Source organism: Rhodococcus sp. MPR-R1B, assembly GCF_058793255.1.
The window spans coordinates 1-14,626 of the sequence record NZ_JBXAFO010000027.1 but is presented as its reverse complement, the minus strand read 5'-3'; the positions used below and the strand labels follow the sequence as shown (position 1 = coordinate 14,626).

Annotated in this window: 11 protein-coding genes and 1 pseudogene; 6 read left to right on the top strand and 6 right to left on the bottom strand. The window is 62.7% G+C overall.

Annotation, left to right across the window (positions count from 1 at the left end; translation table 11 throughout):
* Positions 1 to 35: 35 nt before the first annotated feature.
* Positions 36 to 1,223, bottom strand: coding sequence for a CaiB/BaiF CoA transferase family protein (locus AC1Q61_RS26880; RefSeq protein WP_003946016.1), 1,188 nt, complete (start codon positions 1,221 to 1,223; stop codon positions 36 to 38).
* Positions 1,224 to 1,505: 282 nt separating this feature from the next.
* Here AC1Q61_RS26880 and AC1Q61_RS26875 point away from each other — a divergent pair, with 282 nt between their 5' ends.
* The 3 genes from AC1Q61_RS26875 (at position 1,506) to AC1Q61_RS26865 (ending at position 5,949) form a co-directional block, all read left to right on the top strand.
* Positions 1,506 to 2,621: an XdhC family protein gene (locus AC1Q61_RS26875; RefSeq protein ID WP_042926172.1), complete on the top strand. Its 1,116-nt coding sequence runs from the start codon at positions 1,506 to 1,508 to the stop codon at positions 2,619 to 2,621.
* Positions 2,622 to 2,723: 102 nt separating this feature from the next.
* Positions 2,724 to 4,367, top strand: coding sequence for a PucR family transcriptional regulator (locus AC1Q61_RS26870; RefSeq protein ID WP_042926160.1), 1,644 nt, complete (start codon positions 2,724 to 2,726; stop codon positions 4,365 to 4,367).
* Positions 4,368 to 4,515: 148 nt separating this feature from the next.
* Positions 4,516 to 5,949 (top strand): uracil-xanthine permease family protein, encoded by a 1,434-nt coding sequence (locus AC1Q61_RS26865; RefSeq protein ID WP_215516208.1) that lies wholly within the window; start codon positions 4,516 to 4,518, stop codon positions 5,947 to 5,949.
* A gap of 113 nt (positions 5,950 to 6,062) precedes the next feature.
* Here the strand turns inward: AC1Q61_RS26865 and AC1Q61_RS26860 are convergent, their stop codons facing one another.
* From AC1Q61_RS26860 to upp, 4 genes are all read right to left on the bottom strand, one after another.
* Positions 6,063 to 7,574 (bottom strand): carboxyl transferase domain-containing protein, encoded by a 1,512-nt coding sequence (locus AC1Q61_RS26860; protein WP_030537717.1) that lies wholly within the window; start codon positions 7,572 to 7,574, stop codon positions 6,063 to 6,065.
* Positions 7,571 to 8,797, bottom strand: a complete 1,227-nt coding sequence (locus AC1Q61_RS26855) for a CaiB/BaiF CoA transferase family protein (protein WP_007735210.1) — start codon at positions 8,795 to 8,797, stop codon at positions 7,571 to 7,573. Before AC1Q61_RS26855 ends, AC1Q61_RS26860 begins: the two co-directional genes overlap by 4 nt.
* 289 nt (positions 8,798 to 9,086) lie before the next feature.
* Entirely contained in the window at positions 9,087 to 10,784 is a 1,698-nt protein-coding gene (locus tag AC1Q61_RS26850; protein ID WP_039973473.1) for a PucR family transcriptional regulator, read from the bottom strand.
* Between the two features lie 92 nt (positions 10,785 to 10,876).
* Positions 10,877 to 11,500, bottom strand: a complete 624-nt coding sequence (upp, locus tag AC1Q61_RS26845; RefSeq protein WP_007735207.1) for a uracil phosphoribosyltransferase — start codon at positions 11,498 to 11,500, stop codon at positions 10,877 to 10,879.
* A 223-nt stretch (positions 11,501 to 11,723) separates the two neighbouring features.
* Here upp and bar point away from each other — a divergent pair, with 223 nt between their 5' ends.
* Positions 11,724 to 12,833 carry a barbiturase gene (gene bar, locus AC1Q61_RS26840; protein ID WP_050655951.1) on the top strand — a complete coding sequence of 370 codons (1,110 nt, stop codon included), beginning with the start codon at positions 11,724 to 11,726 and terminating at the stop codon, positions 12,831 to 12,833.
* Here the strand turns inward: bar and AC1Q61_RS26835 are convergent.
* Complete coding sequence (locus AC1Q61_RS26835; protein WP_155277953.1) at positions 12,827 to 12,967, bottom strand: hypothetical protein; 141 nt, start codon at positions 12,965 to 12,967, stop codon at positions 12,827 to 12,829. The two genes, bar and AC1Q61_RS26835, sit on opposite strands and share 7 nt — an antisense overlap.
* Here AC1Q61_RS26835 and AC1Q61_RS26830 point away from each other — a divergent pair.
* Both AC1Q61_RS26830 and AC1Q61_RS26825 read left to right on the top strand, forming a co-directional pair.
* The gene (locus AC1Q61_RS26830; RefSeq protein ID WP_042926166.1) at positions 12,959 to 14,437 is read left to right on the top strand and encodes an amidase; all 1,479 of its coding nucleotides are present in this window, start codon (positions 12,959 to 12,961) and stop codon (positions 14,435 to 14,437) included. The two genes, AC1Q61_RS26835 and AC1Q61_RS26830, sit on opposite strands and share 9 nt — an antisense overlap.
* Positions 14,438 to 14,477: 40 nt before the next feature.
* Positions 14,478 to 14,626 (top strand): annotated as a pseudogene (locus AC1Q61_RS26825) (aspartate aminotransferase family protein); the annotation flags it as partial.

The following is a 14,626-nucleotide window of genomic DNA, read 5'->3' as shown; positions in this document are numbered from 1 at the left end:
AGTAACAGAGCGTCTGCTCTGTTACTAGTGTGCGGTCAGATCACCGAATTTGCGCGAAGATCCTCGATCTCCTCCGGGCGCAGGCCGAAGTCGGTGAGTACGTCGTCGGCGTCACCGCCGAGAGTCATGGGTGGCGCATTCCTGACGGGAAGGGTCTTGCCGTCCACCCAGAACGGTCCGCGGACAACGGGAATCGACGTTCCGTCGGCGCTCTGGGTCTGCTCGACCATCTGCAATGCCTCGACCTGCGGGTCGGAGAACACCTGATCGATCGAATGGATGGGGCCGCAGGGGATTCCGGCACCGCGGATCTCGGAGATCCATTGCGCCGCGCCCTTCGTGGTCAGTAGGTCCTCGAGTTCTTTGGTCAGTTGGTCTCGGTGCGCCAAACGTTCTTTACCCGTGGCATATTCGGTACGGAAGGCGAGCTCGGGGTCGCCGAGTACCGAGCACAGTGCGATCCAGTGCTTGTCCGAGCCGGTGGCAATGTTGATCGGGAAGTCGGCAGTGTCGAAAGCGCCGTACGGCGTGATCGTCGGGTGCGTATTGCCGTTCGGCGTCGAAACCCGCCCGGTGCTCAGGTAGTCCTGCGCCTGGAAGGTCATGATCGAGATCGCGGATTCCAGCAACGAGGTCTGCACGCGGTGCCCACGACCATCGCGACCGCGAGAGGCAAGCGCCGCCGTGATGCCCAGCGCTGCGTAGATGCCCGAGACCGTGTCGATGATGGGGATACCGACCCGCATCGGGGTCTGTTCCCCGGCACCGGTGACCGACATCAGCCCGGACATGCCCTGGGCCACCTGATCGAGTCCGGGCGCGAACTGGTCAGGGCCCACCGGGCCGAAACCACTGATGCTCATCACGACGAGCCCTGGATTCTCCTGCTCGAGCGAGTCGGGATCGAGCCCCATGTCGGCCAGTACTCCCGGACGGAAGTTCTCGACCAGCACATCTGCGTCGAGGGCCAGGCTGCGAAGCAGTTTCCGCCCGCGGTCACTGCGCATGTCGATGGCGATCGACCGTTTGCCGCGGTTCACGGAAGCGAAGTAGAGGCTTCGATCGCCGTCGAACGGCGGCCACTGACGCGAACTGTCGCCGGAGCCACGGGTTTCGACCTTGACCACGTCGGCGCCGAAATCCGAGAGCAGCGACGTGCACAGAGGCCCCGCGAGAGCACGGGTGAGGTCGAGAACTTTGATACCGCTGAGCAATTGGTCCATGGGAGAAACCTCGGTTCTGTGGTGTGCAACGTCGCCCACTCGATCCGTCGCACCATCTGCGTGAATTGCCGCTGCAGTGATCGTCGGAGAGGGGAAGAATGAAGGTCAGGCCTGCTTTCGGCTGGGCTCGGTGACAACACTGGTCGAGAGCGCAAGGTGATGCGACGGCGACATTGCACAACTGCAGGGCCCGGATTTAGGCGCATTGTGTGACAGGCAGGATTGCGGTGGGCCGATACCGTGAACTCTCTACGGACGGCGATGCAAGCGGGAGGCGAGGCGATGCGCGACATTTCCACTCAGCTGGCGCAGTGGCACGCCCGCGGCGAGGATTTTGCACTGGCGACGGTTGTCCGTACCTGGCGATCCTCACCGCGCATGCCCGGTGCTTCGATGGCCGTCTCACGCTCCGGCGAGGTGGTCGGCAGCGTCTCGGGCGGGTGCATCGAGAGTGCACTGTACGAGATCGCCCAGGAGGTTCTCGCCGACGGCACCAGTCGCGTCGAGGTCTTCAGTGTCTCCGACGACGACGCCATCGGGGTGGGGCTGACCTGCGGCGGAACCATCGAAGTGTTTGTCCAGGCTGTCGGAGCCGATTTCGCCGAGTTCGGTCAGGTCTGTGAACGGATCGAGGCCGATACGCCCGTCGTCGTGGTCACCGAAGTGCGTCCGGGAGCGCCGGCGCGGCACCTCGTCGTCGAGCACGGCCGACGCAGCGGGGATCTGGATGCCACGGAGGACGAGGTCTCCATCCTGCTGCGCACGATGGACACCGGTGAGTCCGTAGCCTTTGTCGCGCCGGCGGGAACCCTCATCGATTCGCAGCACGACCTGTTGGTCGAGATCTTCGCGCCACTACCGAGGATGTACGTGTTCGGGGCCATCGACTTCGCCGCCTCGATGTGTACGTTGGGCGCCTTTGCGGGTTACCGAGTGACCGTCGTGGACGCACGGCCGGTCTTCGCGACACGGGCGCGCTTTCCCGACGCCCACGATCTGGTCGTCATGTGGCCACACAAGTTCCTCGAAACCGCACCGATCGACAACAAAACCGTCCTGGCCGTGCTCACTCACGACGAGAAGTTCGACATCCCGTTGCTCGAGATCGCGCTGCGTTCGCCGGCTGCGTACGTCGGCGCGATGGGAAGTCGTGCGACGCATGAGCGTCGGGTGGCGCTGTTGAAGGAGCGAGGCGTCACCGACGTCGAGTTGGGGCGTCTGCACTCACCGATCGGGTTGGATCTCGGCGCGAGGACACCGGAGGAGACTGCAGTGTCGATCCTCGCCGAGATGACCAAGACCCTGCGCAATGCCTCCGGTTTGGAACTGCGGGATCTGCAGGGGCCGATCCACCCGCCACCTCAGGAGAATCCGACCGCCCTGCATCGAACGGCCTGAGTCGACTGCGCTGAATTCGGACATCTTGTGTTCGGTGGGGATAGGATCGTTTCTTTCGTGAACCATCTTCCGTGATCCGAATGAAATCGAGGTGCCTGCCAAGTGGCAAACCCGGCCGTACCGGCATCCGAGGTGAATGCTGTTCTCTCCGAACTTTTTCGAACCCAGCTCCTTCCTGGTGTTCGAAAGGTCGCCGGCGGCTGCGAAGACCCGACGGTAGCCCGGGTGGGATTCATGGCGGTTCCGGACATCGGACCGTGGCTGCGGCACGGACAGTTGCTGATCACCACGCCGGAAACCCTCGCCAGGGTCACCGAAACCTTCAAAGCATTTGTCGGACGGTTGTCGACGCGAGGTGTTGCGGCACTTGCCGTCCAATTCGGCGCAGACGGGGACACTCTCGCGCCGGAGCTGGTCGACGCGGCCGAAAGCGCCGGCTTCCCGCTCCTGGTTTTTCACGGTGCGTGTGATCACCCTGCGGCGAGAGACCGTGAGCAGACGGAGTCGGCCCAGATCGACGCCATGTTCGGGGCCGAGCGCTTGCGACGGCTGCTGGTCGACGTCGTGATGGGCGGCGGCGGCCTCCCGCAATTGACCGAAGTCATCGCACGGGAGATGAAGGGCGCCGCCCTGATCACCACCTCGGACGGACGCGAGATCTGCCGCGCCGGGGACGCCGCGGAGCGCAAGCATCTGTCTGCCTGTCCCGCCGTCGATTCCACCGGTCGTCTGCGGACCGACACCGTCGAGGGCGGATTGGGTCTGCACGAGTTCGACGGTCAATTCATCGCGGTGTCCGCGATTTCCGCCAATCACATCGACCACGGGCGTCTCGCGTTGTTCACCGGTGAGCGCGTCATGACGAGTTACGACCAGTACCTGGTCGAGCGGGCCGCGTCGGTGTGTGCGTTGGTCATCACCCGCGAACAAGCCGTGGCGTCGGTGGAAGAACGCCATCGCGCCAACTTCGTTCACGACCTGCTCCTCGGCCGGGCCGGGGACCACGATCACGTTGTCTCCCATGCCAAGACATTCGGTTGGGACTTCGACCGCCCGCTGGTGATCGTCTCGATCGAGCCTGACCCGATCGACGAACCGGCCTCTGCGGCGCCCGCTCGGCTGCCTGTTGTCGATCGCCAGGCGATGGCGTTCTCCGGGGCGATCGCCCACCGCGATCCCGGTGCGGCGGTGACCGCGCTGACGGGCGAGACGGTGATCGTGATGGGCGTCGGCACCGACACGATGGCATTGGTGCGGGACCTCGTCACGGTCGTTCGCGGTGAAGGTGGCGGCGGGAGAAGGCCGTTCAGTGTCGGGGTGTCCCGGCCGACAGCGGCGATCGACGCCGTCCCCGCGCTCTACAGTCAGGCGCGCACCGCACTGACCGTCGGACGCCGGATCTCCGGTCCGTGGACGGTGACTCAGTTCGACGATCTCGGTGTGTACAGACTGCTCAGTCTGGTCGAGGACGAAAACGAGCTGGAGACGTTCGCGCGGGAGACACTGCGGGAACTGACGGAGGAAACTGCCGAAGCGCAGGACATGCGCAAGACATTGGAAGTCTTGCTCGCGACCAACATCAACATCGCCGAGACAGCGCGCAAGCTCCACTTCCATTACAACACACTGCGTTACAGGGTCGTTAAGCTGGAGAAAATGCTTGGACCCTTCACGGCGCAACCCGAGCTCCGGCTGGATCTGTCTCTAGCACTGAAGATAACCGCGATGCGCGGCATCAATCACTAATATTGCCAATCCGAGTCCGTGGGTTCTGGCAGATTGTCATCACGTCGATACCCCTGCGCTGTAATAGCGTTTCACTCCAGTCACGGTGTTTTGTGAGCTGGAGCACACTCAGCGTTCGGACACCTTCCTCTGCACGAAAGGTCCCATCATGCCGATTTGGACGTTGCACGGAGATGGAAAGAACATCAGACCGGGTGAAGTGGTCGCTCCCGGCGAGCGGCTCAGCTGGGGAAGAACCATCGGGCTGGGCAGCCAGCACGTGGTGTCGATGTTCGGCGCGACGTTCGTCTTCCCGATCATCATGGGGCTCAATCCTCAACTTGCCGTGATGATGTCGGGCTTTTGTACGCTCTTCTTCCTGCTGGTGGTCAAGGGACGCATTCCTAGCTACCTCGGTACGTCGGCGGCCTTTGTCGGCGGTATCGCCGCCATTCGTGCCCAAGGCGGAACGTCCGCAGAGGTGACCGGCGCGATCCTGGTGTCCGGACTGGTCCTGGCAGCCATCGGTATCGCGATCCACTTCCTCGGTGGCCGGGTCGTATTCAAGGTTCTTCCCCCGGTGGTGACCGGCGCAGTGGTGATGCTGATCGGATTCAACCTGGCACCCGTCGTCGCGGGGCTGTACTGGCCACAGGACCAGTGGGTGGCTCTGATCGTCATGGTGGCCCTGATCGTCATGAGTATCGCGCTACGAGGCTTCATGGCGCGCATCGCCATCTTCCTGGCGCTGATCTTCGGCTACGTCCTCTCCTGGATCCTCGACCGGGTCTCGGGGACGATCACCTCCTACGACGCAGGCACCGGTCAGATCACCGAGCACTTCCGCGTCAACTGGGATTCGGTGCAGTCGGCGTCGTGGTTCGGCCTTCCCCCGTTCTCGGACGAGGCCAACGGAATCGTCGGCATCCACGCTCCGTCGTTCAGCCTCACGTTCATCATCCTGGTCCTTCCGGGTGTCATCGCGTTGATCGCGGAGAACGCGGGCCACGTCAAGGCCGTGGCCGAGATGACCGGGGACGACCTCGACCCGTACATGGGACGTGCGCTCGCCGGTGACGGTTTCGCCACCGCTATCGCCAGCAGCGTCGGCGGTTCGCCCACCACGACGTACGCCGAGAACATCGGTGTCATGGCAGCGACCCGTGTGTACTCCACCGCCGCCTACGCGGTTGCCGGCATCGTCGCCATGATGCTCGGCTTCTCCCCCAAGTTCGGTGCCGTCATCTCGGCGACGCCCGGCGGTGTTCTCGGCGGAATCACCGTGGTGCTCTACGGCATGATCGGTCTGCTCGGCGCGAAGATCTGGAAGGAGAACGACGTCGACTTCGGCAATCCGCTCAACCTCATGCCGATCGCGGCCGGCCTCATCATCGGTATCGGCGACACGGCTCTGAAGTTCAGTGACACGTTCTCGCTCAGCGGGATCGCGCTCGGCACCATCGTCGTGATCGGGATGTACCACCTGTGCCAGTTCATCGGTTCGAAGAACCCGGAACTGAATGCGAAGAATCCGGAACCGAACAAGCCGGATTCGAAGACTCCCGGCGGCGATCGGGAGGAACCCGCCAAGCAACTCACGTGACGCTTGGCTGAGTGTGCTCGATCGACGAAGGCCGGACATCCTCCGCGGAGGATGTCCGGCCTTCGTCGATCGCGTGCCCCCCCCCCCTTTCCGGTGTTCTGGGTACTGATCGATCAGACGGAGGTACTGGCTTCGACCAGGCCGATACGGTCGATGCGTTCGGTGCGGGTGTTGAGCCGTTCAGTCGCATCGGTAGTACTGAGCACGCTCAGCTCGTAGTGCAGTACCGCTCCGACGCGAGTGCAGAAGGCGGCGGATTCGTCCGCGGCATCGGGAAATTCGGGGATGACCCGATCGACGATGCCGCCCGCGAGCAGATCGAAGGACCTGATCCCTTGACTGGCTGCCATGTCCGGCGCGTGCGTGACGTCGTGGAACATGATCGCGCTCGCACCTTCGGGAGGTAAGGGCGAGAGCCAACCGTGGCGGGCCGCCAGCACTCGATCGGCCGGAATCAGTGCCAGGGCGCCGCCGCCCGTGCCCTGCCCGAGCAGGAGGGAAATGGTGGGGACCTCGAGTGAAATCATGTCGGCTATGCACCGAGCGATCTCGCCCGCCAGTCCACCTTCTTCGGCCTCCTTCGACAGTGCCGCGCCCGCTGTGTCGATGATCGTCACCAGCGGCAGGTCGAGTTCTGCGGCCAGCCGCATACCTCGCCGAGCCTCCCGCAGAGCGCCGGGGCCGAGTGGGGAGTGAGCAGTCTGTCCGCGCCGGTCCTGTCCGAGAAGGACGCAGGGCATGTCGCCGAAGCGAACGAGCGCGAGCATGATGCCGGGATCGTTCTCGCCTTGGCCGGTTCCGTTGAGCGGGAGCATGTCCGAGGCGGAATTGAGCAACACTTCCCGTATCCCCGGTCGGTCTTCGCGCCGGGATGCGACGACGGATTCCCACGCCGACGTATCGGGTGGGCAATCGTACGAGCACGGGTCACTGGGCAATAAGTACCCACGATGCGCCCCGGTGATGATGCGCAATGCGCGTTCGACGATTTCGGCGAGCTGGTCTGGCGGCCTCACTGCATCGATGAGTCCGTGCTCGTGAAGGTTCTCCGCTGTCTGGACACCGGCGGGGAAAGGTGAGTTGTACAAGGCCTCGAACACTCGAGGGCCGAGGAATCCGACGAGGGCCCCCGGTTCCGCGATCGTCACGTGACCGAGTGATCCCCAGGACGCGAATACGCCTCCGGTGGTGGGGTTTCGGAGATAGACGATGTAGGGCAGGTGCGCTTCTTTGTGCTTGATGAGCGCCGCGGTGATCTTGACCATCTGCAAAAACGCCGTCGTCCCCTCCTGCATACGCGTTCCCCCGGACGTGGGAAGCGCAAGAAGGGGCAGCTGCTCTTGAGTGGCTCGACGGATGGCGACGACGAGGCGTTCTCCCGCCGCCACGCCGATCGAACCACCGAGAAAACCGAACTCGCAGACGATGATTGCCACACGGCGGCCTCGGACGGAGGCGCTTCCGGTCAGGACGGACTCGTCGAGCCCGGTCTTCTCCTGGGCCCGCAGAAGTGCTTCGGCGTAGTCGGAGTCGGTCGCGACGGGAATCGGAGGGGTATCCCACGACTCCCAGGTGCCGGCATCGATTACCAGGTCGAGCAAGTCGCGAGCCGTCAGGCGGTTCATCGGGTGAATCCTTGTAGCCATGACATGATTTCGTCAGTGTCTTCACCGAGAACCGGAGGTGCAGTGTGGCGGGTCTCCGTCACCTCGGTTCCGTCCGGATCGAAAAATCGTAGCGGTGGACCGGGCAGTGTGATGTTTCCGAGCGTGCTGTGGTCGACGTCGACGAGCAATCCCTGTGATCGGGTCTGCTCCCATTCGTACACTTCGGAGATCGTCCGAACCCGTCCTGCCGGTACTCCGATGCGGTCGAGTTCGGTCAGAAGCTCGTCACGCGAGTACGGCTTGAAGGTACGTTCGATCAATTCGACGACCTGGAAATGATTTTCGACGCGTTCGGCGTTTGTTGCCATACCCGGGGCGTCAGGGTCGAGGTCGAATCCTTCGCAGAATCTTCTCCACAGGCTTTCGCTGCCGACCGAGATCTGCACTGCGCCATCGCCGGTACGAAAGAGCCCGTACGGTGCGATGGAGGGATGGTGGTTGCCCTGCGCTGTGCCTACCTCACCGGCGACGGTCCACTTCGTTCCTTGAAACGCGTGAACACCGACCACGCTGGCCAAGAGCGACGTTCGGACAACGCGGCCTTTCCCCGTCTGTTCGCGTTCCTTCAAAGCCGCGACGACACCGAACGCCCCGTACATTCCGGCGAGAAGATCGGCGATCGGAACTCCGACTCGTTGAACGTCGTCCGGACTCGAGCCGGTCAGCGACATGAGTCCGGCTTCCCCCTGGGCGATCTGGTCGTAGCCGGCGCGACCGCCTTCCGGGCCGTCGTGGCCGAAACCGCTGATGGACAGAACGATCAGTCGAGGATTGAGTTCGGCCAGCCGCTCGGTCGAGAATCCGAGTCGATCGAGAACTCCGGTGCGGAAGTTCTCCATGAGAACATCGGCGCGGCAGACGAGATCTTCGAGGGTCGCGCGCCCACTGTCGGATTTCAGATCGAGCGTGATCGACTTCTTGTTCCGGTTCGTGGACAGAAAATACGTCGATTCCCGTTGTGTGTTCGGTGGTTCCAACGTGGGCTCCACAAAAGGCGGCCCCCACCCACGGGTGTCGTCGCCGCCGTGAGGTGATTCGACCTTGATCACGTCGGCACCCAGATCGCCGAGCATCATTGCCGCGTGAGGACCCGCGAGTGCGCGCGTGAGGTCGACGACTATCACGTCGTGTAACGGACCACTACGAGCACTTGTGTTGTGAGGCTTCGAAGTCGAGTTCATGTCGCACCGCCGTGTTCTGGTGTAATTGGCTGAGCCAGTTGGTGGTTGAGGCCTCCGTAGTTCGGTCGACTCCGGTCCGCTGGACCGAGAAACCGGCCAGGGCCACTGAAGGAGGTATGTGCGGCCCGTCTTTCGAACCGTAAGCGGGCACCGGTGAACGGCACATGGGTAACCTTGCCGACGACGGGTGTCAGTGGTGGGTAAGAAGTGACGAACGCTCACCGGGCGGCGCGATTGCGGTTGTATCGAACCGTTATCGGGACGTTCTGTCAGCTCATATCGTGCGAAGTCATGACATTTCGTGCATCTTCATGACCTGCAGGGCGAGTGAGACGTTCAATCGAAGGACGGGGTCGTCGGTGAACGATCCGACGACGCTCTCCAGCTTTCCGATTCTGTAACGCAAAGTGTTGTAGTGCATGTGCAGCGCCCGGGAGGCCTCGGCGACATTGCAATTGCAGTCGAGCAGGGTCTGGAGTGTCAGACGCAGGTCAGCGGCTTCGGCGTTGTCCGCCGACAAGGACTTCAGAACGTCATCGGTGAACGAACGCAGTTCGCTCTTGTCCGTCTGGAGCGAGAGGAGTCGGTGTACACCGAGTTCGTCGAAGTGTGCGATCTGCCCCGGCCCGTTGATACGTCGGCCGACGACCACGGCTGTACAGGCTTGGTCGTAGGCCGCGGGTAGATCGGCCAGGGAGTAGATCACCCGGCTCACTCCCGTGCTGAAGGATCGGCGGCCGCTGGTGCGATCGCCGGCAACCTTGCGCACCAACCCTTCGATGTCCCGAACCGCACGGTCGGTGCTGGTCGGGAAAAGCGTGACCACCTCGTGTCGAAACCCGACGGACGGCGCTGTCCGCTCGTGTGTTCGTACCACTTGTTGCCAGCCGTCGCTGAGTCGATCTTGGTCCGTGCGAGTGGAATTCGCGTGCTGGGATTCCGGGTGATCGACGTCGAGTTCTGCAACCACAACGGTAAGTGGACGAGTGACATCCCACCCCAACTGGGTGAAGTGCGCGCTCACTTCCGCCGGCGAGCCGGCTTCGCCTATCAGTGCGTCGCGGAGGAAGTCGCCGCGGAACTTGGATTCCACTGCCGCAACTGCCAGCTGTTTGGTGACGGCCAGCGCGGCAACGGTGGCCGCTCGCTCCAGCGCTTGAACGACAACTGCGCCGAGTTCGTGGGTGCCGGCGTACGCCACCATTCGGCCGTGGTCGGTGCCGCCGGCCACCACCCGGGTGAGCGCCAACTGACCAGGAAATCCTTTGGGCGCGTTCTGTAAACCGACAGCGACCCGTTCGGTCAGGAACCGACCGGTGCTTTCGAACAACGGAAGCGCGTTCAGCGCGGCTGAATCTCCGGCCTCCGTCAACACTCTTCCGTCCGGCGAGCAGATGAGAACGCTGACGTCGAAAAGCGCGGCGAATTCTGCGGCAATCTGAGGTAGATCGCCACCTTCCAAGACGATCGACGTCAACGAGCGGTGAAGTCGATCGGCAATGTCGAGTGCCGCGGACTGCTTCGCCACCAACTTGGTGAAGACCTCCGAGATCACCTCGTCGAATCCCGCGGTGACGGGAAGAACCAACAGCGGAAGCCCTCGCTGCTCTGCCATGTGCAGCATCGCCTCGGGCAGCTCGTCGAGATAACGGCCCGTTTTCACGGCAAGTGCCGCGACTCCTCGACGTGCAAGACCGTCGACGAGGTCACTGAGATCTGTGTCGTCGAGAAGCTCGCCGGTTCGCCCGTAGCGCAGCGGGAACCCGGTTGTCACCAACAACTCGTTCGGCTTCACCCAAGCGAGGATGTCCGGTACTTCCATCACGTTCACCGATTGAACGAGGTGGCGCAAGCCCCCGTGCCCGGCAAGGACTTCGGCTCCACGCAGACTGGGCAGCTCGAGGACATCCCGAACTGTGAGTCTGTAGTCGCCACCTTCTGGCAAATGTTGAAGCTCTTCGCTCGAATATTTGGCAGATCTATCCATGTCGCGAGACTACGCTCGATCACGCGACGAACATTGTCAACAGTTGACGAAAATAGCCTCTCGGAATGAGCGGTTCTCCGTATGTCTGCCAACTACCGCGGCCCGAATTGGCGATCGCCCGCGTCTCCGAGTCCAGGTATCAGGAAAGCATTTTCGTTCAGGCCGTCGTCGATGCTCGCTGTGAGGAGCCGGACCGGATGTCCGGAGTTCTTCAGTGCTTCGATCCCTTCCGGAGCCACGACGACACATATTGCAGTCACATCGGTGGCTCCGCGTGCAATGAGCAGATCGATTGTGCGGACGATGGATCCACCGGTCGCCAACATCGGATCGAGGACGTAGACGGGGGTGCTCGACAGATCAGCTGGCAGGGACTCCAGATACGGAACCGGCTGGTGTGTCTTCTCGTCTCGTGCCATTCCCACGAAACCGACGCCTGCCTGCGGAATAAGGGCACTCGCCTGTTCGACCATGCCGAGGCCCGCTCGCAAGACCGGGACCAGGAGCGGTGGATTCGCCAGCCGCACCCCCAGCGTCGGAGCAACTGGCGTCTCGATGTCGAACTGTTCCAGTTCTGCGCCGCGCATGGCCTCGTAGACCAACATATGGGTCAGTCTGCGCAAGGCGGACCGGAACGTTGCGTTGTCGCTGCGAGCGTCGCGCATGGTCGTGAGCAGCGATGCCGCCAGCGGATGGTCGACAACAGTGGTGTCCATGGTCGAATCGTAAGTGAGAACCGATGTGGCGGCGCACAACCGGTGAATCGGAGTCGAAATAACCAATCGCGGTTTTCGTTTGGGCAAGTATTGACGATGCCGATGGGTTCGAGTCGTCATAGCGTGGTCGACACGGCAGTTCCGAACCGCTCGGCTGGACTGAGCGCCCGGAGCTGTCAAGGCCCAATTTTGCCTCCACGATTCCCTATACAAGGAGATGCCAATGCCCGAAGCAATCGAGGTCCGTAAGGTTCCGCTACACAGCGTCTCCGACGCCAGTGAGCTCGCCAAGCTGATCGACGACGGTGTCCTCGAGGCCGACCGCGTCATTGCAGTCATCGGCAAAACCGAGGGTAACGGCGGCGTCAACGACTACACACGCATCATCGCGGACCGAGCGTTCCGAGAGGTTCTCTCCGCCAAGGGTAATCGCAGTCCCGAAGAAGTGGCGGAGGTGCCGATCGTCTGGTCCGGCGGCACGGACGGCGTGATCAGCCCGCACGCGACGATCTTCGCGACCGTGCCGGCAGACAAGGTCACCAAGACCGACGAGCCGCGACTGACCGTGGGTGTCGCCATGAGTGAGCAACTGCTGCCCGAGGACATCGGCCGTACGGCCATGATCACCAAAGTTGCTGCGGCAGTGAAAGACGCGATGGTCAATGCCGGCATCACCGATCCCGCCGACGTGCACTACGTACAGACCAAGACTCCGTTGCTGACAATTCACACCATCCGTGACGCCAAGAGCCGCGGCAAGACTGTGTGGACCGAACAGACTCATGAGTCGATGGACCTGTCCAACGGCGGAACGGCTCTGGGGATCGCGGTTGCGCTCGGCGAAATCGACATGCCGACCGACGAGGATGTCATGCACAGCCGCGAACTCTTCTCCTCTGTCGCATCCTGCTCGTCCGGCGTCGAGTTGGACCGCGCGCAGATCGTCGTCGTCGGTAACGCACGTGGCGTCGGCGGACGCTACCGGATCGGCCACAGCGTGATGAAGGATCCGCTCGACCAGGACGGCATCTGGGCGGCGATCCGTGACGCCGGACTCGAACTTCCGGAGCGGCCGCACCCGAGCGACCTGGACGGTCAACTCGTCAACGTGTTCTTGAAGTGCGAGGCCAGTCAGGACGGAACGGTCCGTGGCCGTCGTAATGCGATGCTCGACGACTCCGACGTGCACTGGCACCGCCAGATCAAGTCGTGTGTCGGCGGAGTCACGGCAGCTGTCACCGGCGATCCGGCAGTGTTCGTCTCGGTATCGGCAGCGCACCAGGGTCCCGAGGGCGGCGGCCCAGTCGCTGCCATCGTCGATCTCGGTCAGTAGTAGGCAAGAACCTCGCTGGAAACCTCGACAGTCGCGCCGCCACCGGCAATTCGTCCTCGAATCAGTTGCCGGTGGCGGCGAGTCCGCCGCGGCGTACCCCACTTCACTGCTTGAAAGGATTCACGATGGTTCATGCTGCTGACCCTGTCGACGAGAGCGTTTCCGGTGCGCCCGAGAATCGCGAACTCGTCATGGCCGATGCGGTCACGCTCAGTGGTCTGATACGCAGGCGTGAAGTGTCGTGTGTCGAGGTGATGGACAGCTTCCTCGATCAGATCGAATTACATAACCCGGCGGTGAACGCGATCGTCGCATTGCGGGATCGGGAAGCGTTGACGGCGGAGGCGCGCGAGCGTGATTCGCAGTTGGCGAGTGGGGAGTATCTCGGTTGGATGCACGGGTTTCCGCATGCGGTGAAGGATCTTTCGGCAGCCAAGGGTCTGCCGTTCACGTCCGGGTCGCCGATGTTCGCGGATCGAATCGCCGAAGATGACGAACTGTTCGTCAAGCGGATCAGGTCTGCCGGTGCCATTGTGATCGGCAAGACGAACACACCGGAGTTCGGACTCGGATCCCAGACGTACAACCCGGTGTGGGGTACGACGGTGTCGCCGTACGACAATTCGCGCACTGCCGGCGGTAGCAGCGGTGGCGCCGCAGCGTCGTTGGCGCTCCGCATGTTGCCGGTGGCTGATGGAAGCGATTACATGGGTTCGCTCCGAAACCCGTCGGCATTCAACAACGTTGTTGGGTTTCGACCATCCTGGGGTCGGATACCGGAGACGGGATTCATCGCTCAGGGCGCCGTTGTGGGCCCGATGGGCCGAACCGTCACCGACGTGGCTCACCTGCTTTCCACGATGGCGGGGCCGGATGCTCATGCACCGTTGGGGATTCGTGAGGATCCCGCGGTATTCACCGAAAGCCTCGCACGTGATCTGAAGGGCTCTCGGATCGCATGGGTCGGTGACTGGAACGGTTACCTGGCAACCGAACCTGGAGTTCTCGAGTTGTGCGAATCCTCGTTCGAGGTCTTCGAACAGTTGGGGTGCCGCGTCGAGGCGGCGCTTCCCGACTTCAAACCCGAGGACATCTGGCAACTGTTCTTGCGGTGGCGTTGGTGGGCACAGCTCGGCTTGATCGATCAGTACAACGATCCGAGCTTGCGCGAGTTGATGAAGCCCGAACTGTTGTGGGAACTCGAGCACGCGGTCACACTGTCGGCTCTCGACGTGACCAAGGCCGCGGAGGCCCGCAACGGCTGGCTGTCGGCCATTACCAAGATGTTCGAAACCTACGACTACATTCTTGCGCCCAGTGCCCAGGTGTTTCCTTTCGACAAGAACACTCACTGGCCCGAGACCGTCGACGGCCGATCGATGGACACGTATCACCGGTGGATGGAGACGGTTGTTCCCTGGACGATGGCCGGGGTTCCGGTTGCGGGGATGCCGGTCGGCTTCGACGATCGTTCGCTTCCCATGGGTATCCAGATCATCGGTCGGCACGGAGCCGACTTGGACGTACTCCAACTCGCCTACGCATTCGAGCAGGCAACCCAGTGGGTCGAGCGGGTTCTTCCGCCCGCACTCCGCGTGAACTGACCGATCTATTTCGAACGTATCCAGTTGGGAGAGAAAGACGATGGCTTCGGCATTGTGGCACGGGTTCGCGGACATGGGCGCTGTGGAGAAGAACGGCGCGTTTGTCGTCTCTCGCGGTGAGGGCGCGTACATCTGGGACCGCGAGGGCACTCGGTATCTGGATGCGACGGCGGGCCTGTGGTTCACCAA